A 17,677-nucleotide genomic window follows, 5' to 3' on the forward strand; every position below is an offset into this window, starting at 1 on the left:
GCTACAGCGAAGCGGCGATCTCCCAGAGCGATTCGCGTCCGGCCGGCTGCGACTGATCTACCGCGCTGAGCACGACATCGGTCGCGCCGGCGTCCAGATAGCGCTTGAGGTGCGCAGCAACTGTGTCGGACGACCCGACGGCTGCAATGTCCACCACCGTCTCGACGCCCTCCCGCGCGATCACTTTCTGGTACGACGGCACCGTCTCGTAGAAGCTCAAAGCCTCGGCGGCCACGGCACGGCCCGCGTCGACGTCATCGGTCACCAGCGCCGGCACCGCGGCGATGATCTTCGGACGCGGCCTGCTGGCATCGGCTGCCGCGCGCGTGATCGTCGGCTCGATGAACTCCGCGATGGTGTGGGGGCCGGCGAGGTACGGCAGAGTGCCGTCGGCCAGTTCTCCGGTGACCTGCAAGGCTTTTGGCCCCATTGCGGCGACATACACCGGAACCGGTGTGCCGCCCAATACGTTCACCGGCCACTCGGGGTTCGCGGTGAATTCGTCGCCGTGAAAGTCGACGGTGCCGGTGTCGAATATCGACCGCAGTACGGTCAGGTGCTCACGCAGCCGCGCGATGGTGTTGGGCCACGCCTTCCCGAACGCCTGCTGTTCGGGGGCGTGCGCACCCAGGCCGAGGCCGAGGCTGAAGTTGCCGTGCGACGCCGCCTGCGCGGTCTGCGCCTGCGAGGCGACAATCAACGGATGCCGTGGGTTGATCGGCACTACAAACGTGCCGACACCGAGACCGGGGACCGCGGCCGCGACCAGCCCAGCCGCACCGATGGCGTCATAGTCGAACCGCTGGGGCAGCCACACCTGTCGGACGCCGAGTTCGTAAGCCCGGCGCGCCTGAGATGTCAGGTCGTCGAATACATTGTCTGCGTTGGGTGTTCCGTAGAGCACGACTCCGGTAGCCATGCACCGACCAACGGGTCGCCCGCGACGGCTATTCCGATATACTCCGGCTGATCGAAAGGGTTCCTACGTCACCCGTGCCATTACTCGCCGGCGCAGGTTTTCGGTCGCGACGTCGAGCACCTGCTTCTTGGCCCGCTTGATCAGGAATGCGGGTACCGGCGCGGCCAGCTCCAAGATGAGGTCGAAGCGCACCCGTGTCCGATCCAAACCCTCGGGCGTCAGGTTGTACTCGCCGTGCAGACCGCGCTGCGCGGCGGTTGCCGAGGAGTCCCACACCATCCACCGGTCGCCCCAGTTGTATTCGAGCATCTCCTTGTCGGTGATGCCCATGATCTTCAATGTGGCCTTGACGTGATGCGGCCGCCCGTCGGGATGCCGGTCGATCACCTCGGCCGTCTTGTGCAGCGGCGACCACGACGGCACCGCGTCGATGTCGGCGAGCACGTCGAGGATCGCCTCGGGCGGGGCGTCGAAGACGACCTCCCGCGACGCGCGAACGGCCATGGTGGCAAATGTAATCCTTGAGCCGCGGGCCCCGCAGTCGACTCTTCAGTTACCACCCGATCTCCTCGAGCCGGGTGGTGGCCTTCGGCGGAGGCCCAACGGGCGCGGCCGGCGTACGGGAGAAGCGCGGTGCCGGTGCCGCCTGCTCGACGCCGCCGCTCTCGATCACTGTCGACCGCGCTTTGAGGTGCTCGTTTTGGGCGGCCTCGGTCCACGTCAGCACCGGCGTCACACACGCGTCGGTGCCCGCGAAAACCTGCGCCCACTGGTCGCGGGTCCTGCTGGCGAACCTGTTGGTGAAAATCTCCTGCATCCGCGGATACGCCGCGAGATCGAATTGGTTGGGCACCTCGTCGGCTGTCAGCCCCAGGCCGGTCAGCAATTGAGCGAAGAACTGCGGTTCGATGGCGCCGACGGCCATGTATTTGCCGTCCGACGTCTCGTAGGTGCGATAGAACGGCGCGCCGCCGTCGAGTAGGAACGACTCGCGCTCGTCGCGCAGCGAACCGGTCGCCTTCATCGTCCACATCATCTGCGACAGGATGCTGACGCCGTCGACCATCGCGGCGTCGATCACCTGTCCCGTCCCGGACTTCTCGCGTTCGTACAGCGCAGCGACGATCCCGAGGAGCACAAGCATCGATCCGCCGCCGAAGTCGGCGACCAGGTTCAGCGGTGCGACGGGCGGCCGGTCGCGATACCCGATCGCCGACAGCGCACCCGTCTGCGACAAATAGTTGATGTCGTGGCCCGCGGTCATGGCCAGCGGCCCGTCCTGCCCCCAACCGGTGATGCGCGCGAAGATCAGCCGCGGGTTCACCGCGGCGCATTCGTCGGGCCCGATGCCGAGCCGCTCGCAGGTGCCCGGCCGGAAACAGTCGAGCAGCACGTCGGCCTTCGCGGCCAGGTCGAGCAGCAGCTGCGGCTGATTCTTGACGTCGAGGTCGACGATGCGCTTTCCGCGGTGCAGCAGGTCGACGTCCTCCGCTGGCATGGTCAACCCACCGGGCCGACGGACGCGCACCACGTCGGCGCCGAGGTCGGCGAGCATCATCGCGGCATGCGGGCCAGGGCCGATACCGCCGAGCTCGATCACTTTCACCCCTGCCAGGGGACCGGTATGTGCCATGCCCGCAGACTAGTGGGGTGGCCGAAAGAGAAAGCACGCTCACGGTGCTCGTCGCGTTCGGCGCCAACCTCGCCGTCGCCGTCGCCAAGACCGTCGCGGCGGTGATATCCGGGTCGGCATCGATGACTGCCGAGGCAGCGCACTCCTGGGCGGACACCGGCAATCAAGGGTTCCTCATCGTCGCCGACCGGCGAAGCAGCAGGCCCCCCGACGCCGAGCGGCCGCTGGGTTACGGCGGCGAGGCGTACGTGTGGTCGCTGCTCGCGGCCGTCGGGCTGTTTGTCGTCGGCGGGTCGCTGTCGGTGTGGCGCGGCGTCACCGAACTCATCCACGGCGAATCGAGCGCAGAGAACTATCTGGTCGCCTACATCGTGCTTGGCGTTGCGTTTGTGCTCGAGTCGACGTCACTGCTGCAGGCTGTGCGCCAATTGCGCGGTGAGGCAGGCCAATTCAACAGAGACCTGTTGGCCCATGTGTTGCAGACGTCGGATCCGACTACGCGCGCGGTGTTCGCCGAAGACACCGCGGCGTTGCTCGGCATCGTGATCGCCCTCGGGGGGATCGGACTGCACCAGCTCACCGGCAACGCGGCCTGGGACGGGGTGGGTTCGATTCTCGTAGGCGTGCTGTTGGGCGCGGTCGCGGTAGTGCTCATCGACCGTAACCGCCGGTTCCTGGTCGGCCAGCCGGCCAGCCCACAGCTGCGCGACGCCGCCATCGCGCGCCTGCAGGAACTTCCCGAGGTCGCCTCGGTCCGGTTCATCCGGCTGGTGTTTGTCGGCCCCAAGCAACTGTTCCTGGTGGCCAGCGTCGATTTGGTCGGCGATGCCGTCGAGTCGAGCGTGGCGACGACGCTGCGCGAGCTGGAAACCAAATTGCAGGCCGAGCCCTACATCATCGACGCGGTGCTGACCATCGCCGAACCTGACGACCTCGACCGGCAGCTCTAGCCCTTCTTGGTTTTCAGAACTCGCTTGCGCAGGCCGTCGGTGGCCGTCTCCATCAAGCCTTTGGCGCCGCGCTTGATCAGGAAACCAGGCAGCGGCACCGTCGGCTCTACGGTCAGCTCGAAGCGCACATGCGTGGAGCCGCCGTCGGGGGTCAGCGTGTAGCGGCCCTCCTGCGCGCGTTGCTGTTTGGCGCTGACCAACGTCCAGCTCACCCCGTCATCGTGGATGGTGTAGTCAACGACCTGCTCGTCGCTGATTCCGACGACCTTGACCACTTGCCGGGACTTGGCCGGGCGGCCTTCCTCGTCGCGTTCGAGCACCTCGACCTTCTGGTGCGTCGACGACCACTCCGGCAGTGACTCCAGGTCGGTAAGGACCGCCATGATCTCGTCAGGCGTCGCCTCGATGGTGATGTCGCGGGATTCGGTGATGGCCATGGTGCAACGATGCCCACCGCGGCGAACCGCGAAACCAGCTCTAGCCCTTCTTGAGCTTCAGCACCCGCTTGCGCAGGCCGTCGGTCGCGGACTCAAGGCCGCCCTTCATCGCCCGTTTGAGGACGAAGCCTGGGATCGGCACCGCCGGGTCGACGGTGATTTCGAACTTGACCCGGGTCTTGTCGCCGTCGGGCGTCAGCGTGTACTTCGCTTCCTGCGTCTTGAGCTGGGTCGAGCTGATCAGGGTCCAGCCTGCGCTGGTGTCGGTCCACTCGTACTGCACGACCTGCTCGTCGGCGATGCCCATCGTCTTCAACTTGAGCTTGACCCGGCCCGGCCTGCCGTTGTCGTCGGTGTCGAGGATCTCGGCGCCCTGATGCTGTGACGACCACTCCGGCGCCGTGGTGACGTCGGCGAGGACGTCGAGGATCTCCTGCGGTGTTGCTTCGATGACCACTTCGCGTGAATCGCTGACTGCCATGGCCGCACCCTATGCCAGCGGGCTACTGGCCGGGCGGGATCAGCATCGACTGCCATGTCTTGTTTTGCGGGTGCGCAAGATCGGCCTGCGTGTAGCGGTTGCCGTCCGGTCCGATGTAGTCGCCGGTCGCCGGATCGTAGGGCGCGAACGCGACCGGGGGCGGCGGCGCGCCGGGCGGCGGCACCCGCGGATCCTGGCCCGGCGCATACTGCGGCACCCCCTGGCCGGACAGCGTCGCGTTCGGGTCGCCCTTCCAGTTGAAGCCGTCGTTGAGCGGGACGTACTCCTCGTTGCTCTCGCAGATCTCGACGGTGGGCGCGCGCTTGGCCGGATTGTTCTCGCACGGAATATTGCGTACGCCACGGACATTGAGCGGCGAATCCTGCGGCACCCGGCAGTACAGCTCACCGGCGGGGCGCTCGGGATAGTCCACGTCCGACGGCGCACGCTGTTGCCGCACCGGCAGGAACCCGGTGTTGCATGGCGGCGGCAGGTTGAGGTTCAAATTGAAGTCGAGATAGACGCCCTTGTAGTCCTGCTTGGTGTTCGCGTTCGCCGCGACGATCGCCGACATGACGGCGGTGCCCTGCGGGAACAACACCAGCAACTGCTCGATGTCCTTGCGATAGGTCACCGCGATCTCACCCAGGCTCACCAGGTTGGCCAAGAGCACGGGCAGCGCAGGGGCGACGCGGTCGAACAGCGCCGTGCCCTCGTCCAGGGTCGGACCGGCCATCTCGAGCAGGTCGGCGAAAGCGGTGTCCTGCGCCTTGAGCTGACCTGTGACAGACGCCATCCGGTCAGCCCAGGTGGCGACCGAATCCGCGGTTTGCACTTGAGAATTCAGTACGGGTGGTGACTGGTCGATCAGAGAAGTGATCGAGTCCTGGTTCTTGGCGGCCTCGCGCGCCAGCGAGGTGGACCCGTCGACGATGCGCGACAGCTCGGGGCCGAGCCCCGCGACGGCCTTGTCGGCTTCGTCGACGACGGTCTTCAGGTTGTCCTGCGGGATAGCCTGCAGCGCCCGGTTTGTCGCGTCCAGCAGACCACCGACGTCGGGCGGAATCTGTGTCCTGCCAACGGGTATGACGTCACCGTCTGCGAGGGGCCGCGTCGCAGCGTCCTGGCCTTTCTGCGGCGTCAGTTCGACGAACTGTTCACCGACGGCCGAACGGCTGTGTACGGCTGCTGACACGTCTGCGGGGATCTTCGTCGACGACTGCAGCTTGAGGATGGCACGGACACCGGTGGGAGTGACGTCGATGGACGTGACCCGGCCGATCTCTGAGCCGCGGTAAGTCACCACGGATGTCGGATACAGACCACCGGAGGACGGCAGTTCCAGCGTCACGTTGTAGCGGCCGACTCCCAACAATGCCGGCACGTTGACGAAGCCGAATGCCATAATGCTGCAGGAGATCACGGTGACGACAGCGAGGATCGCCAGCTGCAGCCATACTCTGCGAGGCAACCGCACCATGTCAGTACGCTCCCCACCGGTAGGGGGCGATGAGTGGGTTGCCCGCGGTGTACGGGCTCGGCATCTGACCGATCGTGCGGCCCCACTGCATCTCGAGCTCGGTGAGATTGCCCTCCCACCGGGTGCCGGTGAACAGCCCCGCGTCCAACCTGCTCAACGTGAGGTCGACGACAAGCGTGATGTTGGCGAAGTCGCCGCGGAACCAGTTGGGAATGGTGCTCTTCACCCACGGGTAGGTGGACAGGAAGTCCAGGCCTTTGGTGAGAGCGGGGCCGGCATCGGCGAGCGCGCGCAGCGTCGGCGCCAGGTTACGCAGGTTCGCCACAAACGATTCCTTGGTCTGGTTGACGGTGTCAGTGGCGATCGCACTGAACTTGCCCAGCGCGTCGACGGCGTCGGCGATCTTCTGGCGCGAGTCGGCCAGCACGGCGAGCGCCTGGGGGATGGTGGTGAGCGCCTTGTCGACGGCCGGGTCGTTGGCAGCAACCTGACCGACGAGCGAGTTGAGATTCTCTGTGGCGGTGATGATGTCGTCGGTCTGAATGTTCAGCGCTGCGATGAACGTGTCCAGCTGCGCGAGCAGGCTGCGCAGGTCGCCCTCACGGCCGGCCATGGCCTTGGCGAACGCCTGGTTGATCTCCTGTAGCTGTCCAAGACCACCGCCGTTGAGCAGGATCGACACCGAGGCCAGCGTCTGCTCCGTCGTCGGATACGTGCTGGCCGAGGACAACGGGATCACCGAACCGTTTTTCAGCTCGCCTTGCGGCGGTTCGTTGGTCGGCGGCGCCAGCTCGATGTGCATCCCGCCGAGCAGGCTGGTCGTGCCGACCTTGGCGGTGCTGTTCGCCGGCAGATGGACATCGCCGTCGATGCGCATGGTCACCAGGGCGTGCCAGTCCTGTACCTCGATCTTGGTGACGTTGCCGACGTTGACGTCGGCGACGCGCACACGGGTGTTCTGCTGGATGACCACCACGTCGGGCAACTGCGCCTGGATGACGTAGGAGCCGTCACCGCTGCCTTCGGTTCCGGGCAGCGTCAATGAATTCAGCCCTCGCCATTCGCATCCCGGCACCGCGGATAGGCACGCGGCCGCCAGGACAGCGGCGATCAGCCGCCTCACGGCCTGCCACCCGGCGGTGGCGGTTCGGCAGGTTGGCTTGCCGGCGCCACCATCAGGCCTTCCAGGCCTTGGCCGGGATCGGTGGGGGTGCCCTGCGGCGGCGGACCGCTCGGCAGCTGCGCCTCGGCGGGCAGGGCAGCGGGTCCAGACGGCGGCAGGTGCGGGTTGAGCCGGTCTTCGCTATAGGTGATCTCGTTCGGGCGCGCCGCCGCTCCGACGAACGGGTTGACCCCCAGGGGAGGGAAGTTGTACTGACGGTTCTTGATGATCGGCGCCAGGTACTGCACGCACAGCTTGGCCGACTGCTCGAATCCTCGACGCGACGCGGCTTGGATTGCGCTGCAGATGAATTGGACGGTGTTGGCGAAGTTGACCGGCGCGAGTATGCCCGTCACTGCGCTTTGCGCGGGCTGGTAGATGTTCATGAAGTTCTGGAACACCGTGGGCGTGATGTGCAGCACCTGCTTGACGTCGCCGCGACTGTCGTTCAGGGCGGTGGTGATCGCGTTGAGATGGTCGACGGTGAGGCCGAGACCTTCACGGTTCTCGGCGACGAAACCGCGCAGATCGTTCACCGCGCCGTCGAGACCCTTGGTGGCAGCAGCGATTTCGTCGGGCGAGTTGGACAGCACGGTCGTCACGTCCGCCAGGTTCATGTTGAACTCGGCAAGCAGATCACTGCTCGAGGACAGCGCCGACACCAGCAACTGAAGGTTCCGCACCGTGCTGAAGATGTCGGTGCTGTGGTCGCCGAGTGCCGACACCGCCTGCGACAGCTTGATCACCGTGTCGCGGGCGGTAGCACCGTTGCCCCGCAGATTGTCAGCGGCGGTATTGATGAACTCACCGACGGCGCTTGGTCCCCCGGGTGTGGTCGGCTGCAGCGATTCGGTCAACTTTTCCAGTTGCTGACGGAAGTCGTCCCATTCGATTGGCACGGCGGTGCGGTCCTGTGGAATCGTGGCTCCCGCAGCGAGTTTCGGCCCGCCCGAGTACGCAGGCACCAGCTGAATCGCCCTGGCGGTGACCAGCGACGGCGACAGGATCGCGGCCTTGGCGTCGGCGGGTACGGGGTACTGCCTGTCGACGGAGAAGGTCACCTTCGTGCGGTCGGGCTGTGGGTCAATCGCCTCCACCGTTCCGACGGCGACACCGAGGATGCGGACCTCGTCGCCGGTGTATAGACCGTTGGCGTTCGCGAAGTATGCCGAGTAGAAGACGTTGGCGGCCTTCTTCCACCACGGTGTCGCCACCACCGTCACGGCCACGGACAGGACGACGGCAAGGGTTGCCGCCGTGGCGATGCGGAGGACTCGCCTGCTCAATGCTGTCCCCCTCTGATGTCGGCAGGGTTGGCAGGCGGGCCCGCCGGGACCGGCTCGGGGTTGGGCGGTGCGATGGTCGGCGCAGGCAGCTCACCCGGCGCGGGACCAAGCGCGGGCGGACCCGGTGGTGGGCCGCCGGGTGGCGGCGCGGGAAGCGGCTCGCGGTACGGGTACCGGCCGGGGAACTGCTCGGGGAGGTTGGGGTCCTGGTTGCCGGTGATCGCGTCCGGCAGCGTCAAGTGCGGTTCGCCGCCCTGACCGGTCCGGGGGAACGGCGTTGGCAGCGCCGGTGTTCCGGGTTGACCGACACCGGGATCGACCAGCTGCGACGGCAGCAGCACGCTGGGATCGAGGCCGAGATCCGAGAACGCGGCGTCGATGAAGGGCTGGGAGAACTGTCCCGGTAGCAGGTTCACCAGCGAGGCCTTGAAGAACGGGCCCGCGCCCAGTACCTCGCCGAACGACATCGCATAGCGCCGCAGCAGATACAGCGTGCGTTGCAGTTCCTTCTTGCGGTTGTCCAGGATCCCCAGGACGCCGTTGAGCTTGTCCAGCGCGGGTTTGAGTTGGGTGCGGTTGTCGTTCACCAGACCCGAGATCTGATGCGACACCGCGGTGAGGTTGTTCATCAATGCGTCGACCGAGTCACGCTGCGCGAGAACCTCGCTCAGCAGCGCATCGGCGTTGACGACCAGCTTGGCGATCTGGTCGCTGCGCTTGCCCAGCACCGCGGTCACCTTGTTCGCGTCGGCCAGCAGATTGCGAAGCTGCGCGTCGCGATTGTTGAGGGTGTCGGAGAACTTCGCCACCCCTTTCAGCGCGATCCGCAATTCTGGTGGGGTGTCTTCGAAGGTGTCGGCCAACGTGGTGAGCGATGCCGAGAGTTGGGTGGTGTCCAGCGCGCTGATGGTCGTGGTCAGGTCACCCAGGGCGGTCGGCAGGTCGTAGGGCGACTTGGTGCGCTCGAGCGGAATGGTGCCGGTGAGACTGCCATCCCCGCGCGGGGTCAGCTCGAGCATCTTCGTGCCGAGGACGGTCTCGGCCTTGATCGCGGCCTCGGTCCGGTCTCCGAGCTCCACGTTATCGCGAACGGTGAAGTCCACCAACACCTTCGTGCCGTCGAGCTTGACGTCGGACACCCTTCCCACCGACAGCCCCGACACGCGCACGTCGCTGCCCGGTTTGATCCCGCCGGCCTCGGCGAAGTAGGCGGAGTAGTCGCTGGTGCCCTTGACGAACGGGATCTTGTCATAGGAGAAGGCAGCCACCACCGCCACGATCACCAGGGTGAATCCGACAAGACCGACGACGAGCCTGTTGCGCTCGGCGAGCGGTTTGATGGTGGGCCTTCTCAGTCTGAGTCGCGTCATTTCGGTGTGCACCGTCCCGTGTCCTGGCCGGCGAGCTTGACGTACATCGGCTGGCCGCCCTTCCCGTTGACCTTCAGCACCGCATCGCAGAGGTAAAAGCCGAAGTAGTCGCCGTAGAGGCCGTTTCGCGCCAGCACCTGATAGGTGTCGCGCAGCGTCTTCAGCAGATCGTCGACGTAGTCGTGGTCGGCCATGATCTGACCGGACACCCGATCTGTCTGGTTGACGAATTCCTTGATGGGTGCCCGCGCTTCGGTCAGCAGATCGGTAACCGAAGCCGCCGCGGCGTTGATGTAGGCGGTGCCCGTTGCGATGTCGCTGCGGCGCTCCGATAGGCCCGCGACGAGTTCGGAGAGCTTATCCAGACCTTGGGCGAACTGGTCATCGCGTTTGGCGAAGGTGCTCAGCACCGTGTTCAGGTTCTTGATGACCTCTCCGATGAGCTCGTCTCGGCCCGCCAAAGTCGTTGTCAGCGCCGATGTCTGGGCCAGTACCGACGAAATGGTGCCGCCCTGGCCCTGGAACACCCGGAGCAGTTCACCCGACAGGGCGTTGACCTGGTCTGGATCAAGGGCGCGGAACAGCGGCCGGAAGCCGCCGACCAGGGCGTCGATGTCGAGGGCGGGTGAGGTGCGGGCGAGTGGAATAGTCTGTCCCGGTTGCAGTTTCCGTACCGAGCCGGGGCCGGCCTCCAGCGCCAGATAGCGGTCGCCGATCAAATTCTCGTAGCGCACCGCCGCCTTGGTGCCCTCGGTCAATGTGATGCTCCGGTCGACGGCGAATTCGACGCTGACGGTGCCGTCCTTGTGCAGCATCATGGTGCGCACCTTGCCGACCTCCACCCCGGCGATACGGACGAAATTGCCGCCTTTGAGGCCCGACACGTTGGTGAAAACCGCGTTGTAGGTGTTGGTGGCGTCGAAGCGGAACTGCCCGAAGACGGTCACGAGGATGAACGTGAACACCAGGCACGCCGCTGTGAACAATCCGACCCGAACGAGCGCGCGGACGCTGACGCCTCTCATGGCTGACCCCCGCCGCCCGGCGGAGGCGGATAGAGCGGGCTGCCGTCCGGGCCGAATTCCGCAGCACCATAAGGCGGTTCACCGGGGTAGGCGGGCAGCGGACCGGGCGCGGGCCCACCGGGGTAGCGGATCCGCGGCGGTTCGGGGTTGCCCTTGGTGACCGGGAAGTAGTTGGCGATGCCGGGGAATCCGATGCCCGGATTGGGCCTGAGGTCCAGGCCCGTGCCGAACCCGGTGTCGGTGACGAGGTACTTGACGGGGAAATTCTTCAGCGGGTCGGGCAGCGAGCCGCAGCTTGGCTTGCCGCCCGGGCCGCCGCTGGCGTTGACGATCGGCAGGTTGTCCGGGTAGCGGTAGGGATCGTCGCCCATCAGCAGCGCGGCGTCCATGATGACGGATTTTCCGTTGCCGCCGATGGCATCTCGGCCGCCGTTCTCGAGGAACCACTGGGCGCCCTGGAACAGGCAGGTGTAGGTCGGTGAGTATTTCATCAGCAACGCGGTCGTCGGGTCGGTGATGTTCATGGCGCGAACTAGGGCCGGTTGGTTGCCGCCAATGGTGTTGATGCCCGCATGTGAGAAACCGACCGCCGACAACAACATGGTGTCCAGCGCCTGTGCGTGGTCGGAGATCGTGGTGCTGGTGGTGGAGAACGAATCGAGGATCGACACGATGTTGTGCGCCGCATCCGAATACGCCTTGGCCGTCTGACCGAACAACTGCCAGTCCTGGCGCACGGTTTCCATCCGCGGATTCACCGCGGTCAGCACGTTGTTGGCGTCGGTGATGGCCGCACCCATCACATCGCCCTTGCCGCGCACCGATTCGGCCACCGCCGACAGCACCGCGTTGAGCTTCGCCGGGTCGATGGCTTGCACGACCCCCTGCAGACTCTGGAACACGGTGTTGACCTCGACGGTCACGTTGCGCGAGCGCACCACCGACCCCGGCTTGAGTCGTTGGGGACTCGGGTTGGGCGGCACGATCAGATCGACGTACTTGGCGCCGAAGGCCGTGCTCGACTTGATCTCCGCCTCCAGATTGCTCGGCAGGAATTTGAACGGCTCGGGGTCGATCTTCAGGGCGAGCTTCGACACGGCGCCCGCCGCGCCGGTTTCGGCGCCGATCGAGGTGACCTCGCCCACCTGGACGCCGCGCAACTTGACCTTCGCGCCGTCCTCCATGACCAGACCCGCCCTGTCGGAGACCAGAGTCAGCGGTTCGTAGCTGCGCAGCGTGCCGGAGAACAGCATGGCGGTGAGCGCGCTGACGGCGGCCACGACGACGAACAGCACCGGCGCCCACCAGATCGGATCGATATTGCCTCGTCGAGATGAGTTGGTCATCGGCCGCTCATCCCGACAGGTGGAAGTTGCCAGACTGCCCGTACACGGACAGCGTGATCGTCAAGAGGATGAATACCCCTGCGGTGATGGACATCCGCACCGCGCGGCCGACGGCCTCACCCACCCCGGCCGGTCCGCCGGTGACGGTGTAGCCGTAGTAAGTGTGCACCGCCATCACCGCGGCCGCCATCGCCACCGCCTCGGTAAAAGACCACAACAGATCTGTCGGCTGGAGAAACGTGTCGAAGTAGTGGTCGTACACACCGCGCGACTGCCCGTAGATGACCGTCGTGCCGAAGCGGGTTGCCAGGAACGACATCAGCACCGCGACGGTGTAGATCGGGATGACCGCGACGACCCCGGCGACGATGCGGGTGGAGGCCAGGTAGGTGATCGGGCTTATTCCCATCACCTCCAGCGCGTCGATCTCCTCGTTGATGCGCATGGCGCCGATCTGCGCGGTGGCACCGGCGCCGATGGTCGCGGCCAGCGCCACCCCCGCGGTCGCCGGCGCGATGAACCGGACGTTGAGGAATGCACCCAGAAAACCGGTCAGGGCTTCGATGCCCACGTTCGACAAAGTGTTGTAGCCCTGCACGGCGATCAGGGCACCGGTGGACAGCGTCAGGAACCCGATGATGACGACCGTGCCACCGATCACGGCCAGCGCGCCGGTGCCCATGCCCATTCCGGCGATCTGGCGCAACACCATGGTCGGATGCCGGCGGAGGGCCTCCGGGGTGCTGCCCAGCGCCTGGCCGTAAAAGGCCGTCTGCTCCCCCAGTTTGCGCGTACGCTCGACCGCCTTGTCGACAACGGTCACGGTGCCACCTTGACGCCGAACGCGGTGGCCAGAATGTTGATGAGAAACAGTGCCATGAAGGCGAATACGACGGTTTCGTTGACAGCGGTACCCACCGCCGTCGGTCCGCCGCCGACATGCAGGCCCTTGTAGCACGCGATCAGCCCCGCCGAGAGCCCGAATAACAGCGCCTTGACCAGTGAGACGATCACCTGCGGCAGACCGGTCAGCAAGGTCATGCCTGCGACGAACGCGCCTGGCGTGACGTGCTGGACGAAGACGACGAAGAAGTAGCTGCCGAACAGGCCCACGACCGCGACCACCGAATACAACATCAGCGCAACGAAAGTCGCGGCGAACACCCGCGGTACCACGAGCGCCTGGATGGGGTTGACCCCGATGACTTTCATGGCGTCGATTTCTTCGCGGATGGTTCTGGCCCCGAGATCGGCGCACATCGCGGTGGCACCGGCGCCGGATACCACGATCGCGGTGACCACCGGCCCGACCTGGGTGACGGAGGCCAGCGCAGCACCGGCCCCGGAGAGGTCACCCGCGCCGACCTCGATCAGCACGATGTTGAGGGTGAAGACGATCAGCACGGTGTAGGGAATCGACAGCACGAGCGTCGGCACGATCGACACCCGCGCCACGAACCAGATCTGGTCGAGCAGCTCGCGCCAGGCGAACGGAGCCCGGAATGTGGCGGCGGCGGTTTCGCCCGCGAGCACGACGAAATCGCCCATCGCGAAGGCGGGTTTGGACCACGCTATGCCCGTCACCGCGCGGACATTAGGGCGACACCCATTAGCCGTCAAAGGCAGCCCGGCGCGAAACACGCACGTCAATAATCAAATAAGCAGGTGACCAGAATGGGTGACCTTTAGCTCAGTCTGAGCGAATCTCGGCGATTCTTACTGTTGTCAGATGCCGGATGCTTCGGCAGTAGGCTCACAGCCCATGAGCGCTGACATCGACCCGGCCGCGCCGCCGAGCGGCACCGGCTGCGCCGAGTGCGAGGCCGTGGGCGGGTGGTGGGTGCATCTGCGGCGCTGCGCGGCGTGCGGGCACATCGGCTGCTGCGATGACTCGCTGGCGCGCCATGCGTCGGCGCACTGGCGTGAGACCGGGCACCCGATCATCCGCTCGTTCGAACCCGGTGAAGACTGGTTCTGGAACTACCGCACGAACGAGTACTACGACGGCCCGGAGCTGGCGGCGCCCGAGTGCCGACCCACTGAAGAGACCGCGCCGGGTCCGCGCGGCCGCGTTCCGAGCGACTGGGCCGACCAGTTGCGCCGTCGCAGCATTTGAATGAAAGCGACACCCACCGGGTAGTCCCGTTCGGTGAGCAAAGACAAGCCTGCATCTACCGAAGCCGATAGCCCGAAGGGCGCCGACGACGACGTGGTGAGTGATCCCGCGAGGAGCTCCGGCGGTAGCGGCGACTGGTCCGACGAGGGCGGCGCCACACCGAGCGGTCCGGCCGACACCGGCGACGAGACGCAGTAACTCTAAAGCGCCGACGCCAGACCCGACAACGTCTCGGCCGCTGTGTAGTTCGGTGTCCAGCCGAGTTGAGTTTTCGCCTTGGAAGTGTCCATCAGCACCGAGGTTCGCCCTGCGTGCAGCCACTCCAGCGCGGACGGGACGAACGGCAGCCGGGCAACGACTTCGGAGGTCGCCTTCACCGCGACGTGCGGCACGCGAACGGGCCACGCGCCAAGCGCCCTACCCACATCCGACATCGACAACACCCCGTCGCCGGCAAGATTGTAGGCGCCCGGTGGCGCGGAAGTCGTTGCGGCCAAGGCGATTGCGGCGGCGACATCGTCGTGGTGCACGAGTTGCACCGGGGTTCCCGGATCGGGGAAGGGCGGCTTGAGGACTCCCGTCACCTTGCGGACGACGTCGGGTAGCTGGTTCCACGGCATGGCTTCGGCGAGCGCGGTCGCCTTGGGTCCGGCGACGATGCACGGCCGCAGAACGTATACCTCGAGCCCCGAGCCGTCGGTGATCTCGGCCAGCGCCGCCTCGCATGCCGCCTTCTGCTCGGAGTAGTAGTGCTCGGGCGAGCCACGCGGCGGCACGTTCTCGGTGATGGGTATCGGGTTGTCGGAGTGGTAGCCGTAGGCGGCGACCGACGATGTATAGACAAGGCGCCGTGTGGGCGTAGACGCCACCGCCGCCTCGAACACATTGCGCGTACCCGCAAGGTTGACCCGGGCGCTCTCCTCGCGCGAGCCCATGATGATGAAGGCGAGATGGACCGCGACGTCGGCATCGGCGACCAGCGCGTCGACGGCGTCGCGGTCGAGGATGTCGCCCTGGCGGTACTCGGTTTTGGTCCATCCGTGGTCGGCAGGATCGAAGGGTCGCCGCGCCATGCCGATGATGCGGTCGACATCGGGATGCTGCTCGAGTGCGTGCACCGCCGAGATGCCGATGTCTCCCGTGGGCCCCGTAACTGCGACCGTCAACCCCATGGTCGGCGGGTTTCCCGATCTGCGGGTGGTGAAACGTGCGGGTTCAACCGTCGGTCAGCGCTTGCTTGGCGGCGTTGTAGCCGGGGATGAACGTGATACCGGGACCGCCGTGGCAGCCGGCACTGCCGAGGTATAGTCCCCCGATCGGAATGGGTTGGTCCACATAGCCTTTCGGCCCTGGACGGTTCGGCCCGATCTGGTCGGGGTGGATAAGGCCGTGGCAATAATCGCCGCCCGGCGCGCCGAACATGGTGCCCATGTGCTTGGGCGTGAACGTGGTATGCCTGATGATCAGATCTTCGAAGTCGGGCGCCAGCCTGGTGATCTTGTCGATCACCCGCTGACCCATCTCGACCTTCATCTCGCCGTAGCTGGATTCGCCGTCAGTGATCGGAAACCACAGCGAAAACGCCGACGCTGCATGCTTGCCGTCCGGGGCGAGCCCTGGATCGTTGACCGAGGGGATCTGCAGGGCGATCGACGGGTCGGCCGGCACGATGCCGTGGGTGCAATCCTGCCACTGCTGCTGCAGCTCCTCCGGTGTGCTGAAAATGCCGATGTTGGACTGCATCTCGGGATTGTTGAGCACCTCGTAAGGTGCGACAAACTCCGGAACGCCGTCCAGCGCGAAGTGCATCTGAAGATAGCTGCCCCGGTGGTCGGACCGGGAAAAGCGCTCGCGGATGTCGGCGGGGACCGCGGCGGAGTCGATGAGGCCGTTGACGGTCAGGTCGGGCGCGATGGCGGAGACGACGATCGGTGCGGTGATCGTAGGGCCGTCCTCCACGCGCACCCCGGTGACCCGGCCGTCGGCGACCAGGATCTCGGCGACCTTGCTGCGCAGGCGCAGCTCGCCGCCGTGCGAGGCGAACAGCTCCTGGAGATGCTTGGTGAGCGCACCGATGCCGCCTCGTAGTTTCTTGACCAGCAGGGCATTCTCGTCGGGGACGGCGAAGCCATAGGCTAGCGCCGCGGCCGTGCCGGGAGTCGCGGGCCCCCGGTAGGTGGTGTTGCACGCCAACAACGACAGCATGCCGCGCAGCGCGCCGTTCTTCTCGCGGTCGGGCAGATACCGGTCGAGCACGTCGGTGACCGATCCGAAAAGCATGTCGGTGATCGTCGAGCGCTCGAATTCGTTTGTTGCACAGGCATACATCTCGTCGAGTGTCTTGGGTGGCCGACCGGCGTCGAACCGGCCCAGCGCCCGCGTCGGGGCCTGCACCCAGGCCATCAGCCCGGCCATGCCGTTGACGGCCTCGGCGCCGTGCACCTCGTTGAGGTGGGTGAGCAGCCGCATCGGGTCGGTGTAGTAGATCAATGGTTCGTCGCCGACGCCGCGCAGCGACACCGACATGACGTCCAAATCGACCGTCGGCAGCGCGTCGAGCCCGAGTTCACGGCTGACGACCGCCGACGTGGGGATCTGCACCGACCCGGCGATCTCGAAGTGGAACCCGTCGAAAAGCTCGACGGTGGAAGCCATTCCGCCGGCGTAGAGCTTGAAGTCCAGGCACAAGGTGCGCAGCCCCGCCTTTTGCAGCAGTGCGGCCGCAGTCAGGCCGTTGTGGCCCGCGCCGACGACGATCGCGTCAAAGTCCGCCATTGCCCGAGGCTGGCACGACGGCGGGAGTTTTGTCAATATTGACGAAACTGGGTCTGCAATGTCTGCAGCGCCTCGCCCGTCAGCCGGGACAGCTCGGGCAGCGAGCGGTCCTCCCCCAGCATCCAAACCTCCATCGCACCGAACACCGCGGCGGCGATGCAGCGGGCGATGACGGTGATTCGCATGCGGTCGTCGGTTCCCGGCTTCGGCGGGTGTTCACCGCCGAGGTGCTCCTCGATGGCGTCGGCGAAGTCGGTCTCGACCTGGCGAATGTGCCGGACGATGCGGCCGGGATCAAGTTCCTGGGCCCGCAACTTCGGGATCTTGGCCACCGCCCAGTCCTCGTACGGCCGAGCGAGAATCGCCGACTGCACCGACTCGATGATCGACTCGTCGGGCGAGCGCTGCGCCAGCGCCGTCCGGAACCAATGCAGGCCTGCGTCGTAGTCGGCGAAAAGCAGATCGTGCTTCGACGAGAAGTGGCGGTAGAAGGTTCGCAGCGACACCCCGGCGTCGGCGGCGATCTGTTCGGCCGAGGTGCCCTCGACGCCCTGGGCCAGGAAGCGGACCACCGCCGCCTGCCGCAGCGCCTCCCGGGTGCGCTCGCTGCGCGCAGTCTGAGCCGGTCGAACCATGGCCGTAAGGTACCCCACAGCCGTTATGTCAATATTGACAAAACTCATGACGGTCGCGAGAC

Annotated in this window: 19 protein-coding genes; 3 read left to right on the top strand and 16 right to left on the bottom strand. The window is 66.1% G+C overall.

Going from position 1 to position 17,677, the window contains the following annotated elements; all coding sequences use genetic code 11:
• Position 1: 1 nt before the first annotated feature.
• The 3 genes from A5651_RS09820 to A5651_RS09830 all read right to left on the bottom strand — a co-directional run bounded on the left by A5651_RS09820 (position 2) and on the right by A5651_RS09830 (position 2,552).
• A complete protein-coding gene (locus A5651_RS09820) occupies positions 2 to 919 on the bottom strand; it encodes a TIGR03564 family F420-dependent LLM class oxidoreductase (protein WP_066978872.1) in 918 nt (305 codons plus the stop codon).
• 63 nt (positions 920 to 982) lie between these two features.
• Positions 983 to 1,423: an SRPBCC family protein gene (locus tag A5651_RS09825; protein ID WP_066978876.1), complete on the bottom strand. Its 441-nt coding sequence runs from the start codon at positions 1,421 to 1,423 to the stop codon at positions 983 to 985.
• A gap of 49 nt (positions 1,424 to 1,472) precedes the next feature.
• Positions 1,473 to 2,552, bottom strand: a complete 1,080-nt coding sequence (locus tag A5651_RS09830; protein WP_066978880.1) for a CaiB/BaiF CoA-transferase family protein — start codon at positions 2,550 to 2,552, stop codon at positions 1,473 to 1,475.
• 17 nt (positions 2,553 to 2,569) lie between these two features.
• Here A5651_RS09830 and A5651_RS09835 point away from each other — a divergent pair, with 17 nt between their 5' ends.
• Entirely contained in the window at positions 2,570 to 3,502 is a 933-nt protein-coding gene (locus A5651_RS09835; protein ID WP_231988631.1) for a cation diffusion facilitator family transporter, read from the top strand.
• On the opposite strand, the gene A5651_RS09840 is transcribed toward A5651_RS09835, so the two are convergent.
• The 10 genes from A5651_RS09840 to A5651_RS09885 are packed head-to-tail and all read right to left on the bottom strand — an operon-like array spanning position 3,499 to position 13,637.
• Complete coding sequence (locus A5651_RS09840) at positions 3,499 to 3,939, bottom strand: SRPBCC family protein (protein WP_066978886.1); 441 nt, start codon at positions 3,937 to 3,939, stop codon at positions 3,499 to 3,501. The genes A5651_RS09835 and A5651_RS09840 overlap by 4 nt on opposite strands.
• A 40-nt stretch (positions 3,940 to 3,979) precedes the next feature.
• Positions 3,980 to 4,420, bottom strand: a complete 441-nt coding sequence (locus tag A5651_RS09845; RefSeq protein ID WP_066978889.1) for an SRPBCC family protein — start codon at positions 4,418 to 4,420, stop codon at positions 3,980 to 3,982.
• A gap of 22 nt (positions 4,421 to 4,442) precedes the next feature.
• Positions 4,443 to 5,900: an MCE family protein gene (locus tag A5651_RS09850; RefSeq protein WP_066978892.1), complete on the bottom strand. Its 1,458-nt coding sequence runs from the start codon at positions 5,898 to 5,900 to the stop codon at positions 4,443 to 4,445.
• Between the two features lies 1 nt (position 5,901).
• The gene (locus A5651_RS09855; protein WP_066978894.1) at positions 5,902 to 7,023 is read right to left on the bottom strand and encodes an MCE family protein; all 1,122 of its coding nucleotides are present in this window, start codon (positions 7,021 to 7,023) and stop codon (positions 5,902 to 5,904) included.
• A complete protein-coding gene (locus A5651_RS09860) occupies positions 7,020 to 8,348 on the bottom strand; it encodes an MCE family protein (RefSeq protein ID WP_156662771.1) in 1,329 nt (442 codons plus the stop codon). Before A5651_RS09860 ends, A5651_RS09855 begins: the two co-directional genes overlap by 4 nt.
• On the bottom strand, positions 8,345 to 9,718 hold the full coding sequence (locus A5651_RS09865) for an MCE family protein (RefSeq protein WP_066979075.1): 1,374 nt from the start codon (positions 9,716 to 9,718) through the stop codon (positions 8,345 to 8,347). Before A5651_RS09865 ends, A5651_RS09860 begins: the two co-directional genes overlap by 4 nt.
• On the bottom strand, positions 9,715 to 10,743 hold the full coding sequence (locus A5651_RS09870) for an MCE family protein (RefSeq protein WP_066978897.1): 1,029 nt from the start codon (positions 10,741 to 10,743) through the stop codon (positions 9,715 to 9,717). The genes A5651_RS09865 and A5651_RS09870 overlap by 4 nt, the downstream gene beginning before the upstream one ends.
• Entirely contained in the window at positions 10,740 to 12,089 is a 1,350-nt protein-coding gene (locus tag A5651_RS09875; protein WP_066978900.1) for an MCE family protein, read from the bottom strand. The genes A5651_RS09870 and A5651_RS09875 overlap by 4 nt, the downstream gene beginning before the upstream one ends.
• A gap of 7 nt (positions 12,090 to 12,096) precedes the next feature.
• Positions 12,097 to 12,912, bottom strand: a complete 816-nt coding sequence (locus A5651_RS09880) for an ABC transporter permease (protein WP_066978904.1) — start codon at positions 12,910 to 12,912, stop codon at positions 12,097 to 12,099.
• Positions 12,909 to 13,637 carry an ABC transporter permease gene (locus A5651_RS09885; RefSeq protein WP_066979078.1) on the bottom strand — a complete coding sequence of 243 codons (729 nt, stop codon included), beginning with the start codon at positions 13,635 to 13,637 and terminating at the stop codon, positions 12,909 to 12,911. The genes A5651_RS09880 and A5651_RS09885 overlap by 4 nt, the downstream gene beginning before the upstream one ends.
• A gap of 214 nt (positions 13,638 to 13,851) precedes the next feature.
• Here A5651_RS09885 and A5651_RS09890 point away from each other — a divergent pair, with 214 nt between their 5' ends.
• Entirely contained in the window at positions 13,852 to 14,205 is a 354-nt protein-coding gene (locus A5651_RS09890; RefSeq protein WP_066978907.1) for a UBP-type zinc finger domain-containing protein, read from the top strand.
• 33 nt (positions 14,206 to 14,238) lie between these two features.
• The gene (locus A5651_RS25690; protein ID WP_197496590.1) at positions 14,239 to 14,403 is read left to right on the top strand and encodes a hypothetical protein; all 165 of its coding nucleotides are present in this window, start codon (positions 14,239 to 14,241) and stop codon (positions 14,401 to 14,403) included.
• A gap of 2 nt (positions 14,404 to 14,405) precedes the next feature.
• Here A5651_RS25690 and A5651_RS09895 read toward each other — a convergent pair whose 3' ends face one another.
• The 3 genes from A5651_RS09895 to A5651_RS09905 are packed head-to-tail and all read right to left on the bottom strand — an operon-like array spanning position 14,406 to position 17,615.
• On the bottom strand, positions 14,406 to 15,377 hold the full coding sequence (locus A5651_RS09895; protein WP_066978910.1) for an NAD-dependent epimerase/dehydratase family protein: 972 nt from the start codon (positions 15,375 to 15,377) through the stop codon (positions 14,406 to 14,408).
• Positions 15,378 to 15,420: 43 nt separating this feature from the next.
• Positions 15,421 to 16,980: an NAD(P)/FAD-dependent oxidoreductase gene (locus A5651_RS09900; RefSeq protein WP_066978913.1), complete on the bottom strand. Its 1,560-nt coding sequence runs from the start codon at positions 16,978 to 16,980 to the stop codon at positions 15,421 to 15,423.
• A 32-nt stretch (positions 16,981 to 17,012) separates the two neighbouring features.
• Positions 17,013 to 17,615 (bottom strand): TetR/AcrR family transcriptional regulator, encoded by a 603-nt coding sequence (locus A5651_RS09905; protein ID WP_066978916.1) that lies wholly within the window; start codon positions 17,613 to 17,615, stop codon positions 17,013 to 17,015.
• Positions 17,616 to 17,677 lie beyond the last annotated feature (62 nt).

Origin of the sequence: Mycobacterium sp. 1274761.0, assembly GCF_001668615.1 — a bacterium.
In the GTDB taxonomy this organism is placed as follows: Bacteria; Actinomycetota; Actinomycetes; order Mycobacteriales; family Mycobacteriaceae; genus Mycobacterium.

Excerpts from the sequence above, each read along its gene's own strand:
- A5651_RS09820 (WP_066978872.1), bottom strand. The coding sequence starts at position 919 with ATGGCTACCGGAGTCGTGCTCTACGGAACACCCAACGCAGACAATGTA.
- A5651_RS09825 (WP_066978876.1), bottom strand. The coding sequence starts at position 1,423 with ATGGCCGTTCGCGCGTCGCGGGAGGTCGTCTTCGACGCCCCGCCCGAG.
- A5651_RS09830 (WP_066978880.1), bottom strand. The coding sequence starts at position 2,552 with ATGGCACATACCGGTCCCCTGGCAGGGGTGAAAGTGATCGAGCTCGGC.
- A5651_RS09840 (WP_066978886.1), bottom strand. The coding sequence starts at position 3,939 with ATGGCCATCACCGAATCCCGCGACATCACCATCGAGGCGACGCCTGAC.
- A5651_RS09845 (WP_066978889.1), bottom strand. The coding sequence starts at position 4,420 with ATGGCAGTCAGCGATTCACGCGAAGTGGTCATCGAAGCAACACCGCAG.
- A5651_RS09850 (WP_066978892.1), bottom strand. The coding sequence starts at position 5,900 with ATGGTGCGGTTGCCTCGCAGAGTATGGCTGCAGCTGGCGATCCTCGCT.
- A5651_RS09865 (WP_066979075.1), bottom strand. The coding sequence starts at position 9,718 with ATGACGCGACTCAGACTGAGAAGGCCCACCATCAAACCGCTCGCCGAG.
- A5651_RS09870 (WP_066978897.1), bottom strand. The coding sequence starts at position 10,743 with ATGAGAGGCGTCAGCGTCCGCGCGCTCGTTCGGGTCGGATTGTTCACA.
- A5651_RS09875 (WP_066978900.1), bottom strand. The coding sequence starts at position 12,089 with ATGACCAACTCATCTCGACGAGGCAATATCGATCCGATCTGGTGGGCG.
- A5651_RS09885 (WP_066979078.1), bottom strand. The coding sequence starts at position 13,637 with ATGGGCGATTTCGTCGTGCTCGCGGGCGAAACCGCCGCCGCCACATTC.
- A5651_RS09890 (WP_066978907.1), top strand. The coding sequence starts at position 13,852 with ATGAGCGCTGACATCGACCCGGCCGCGCCGCCGAGCGGCACCGGCTGC.
- A5651_RS09895 (WP_066978910.1), bottom strand. The coding sequence starts at position 15,377 with ATGGGGTTGACGGTCGCAGTTACGGGGCCCACGGGAGACATCGGCATC.
- A5651_RS09900 (WP_066978913.1), bottom strand. The coding sequence starts at position 16,980 with ATGGCGGACTTTGACGCGATCGTCGTCGGCGCGGGCCACAACGGCCTG.
- A5651_RS09905 (WP_066978916.1), bottom strand. The coding sequence starts at position 17,615 with ATGGTTCGACCGGCTCAGACTGCGCGCAGCGAGCGCACCCGGGAGGCG.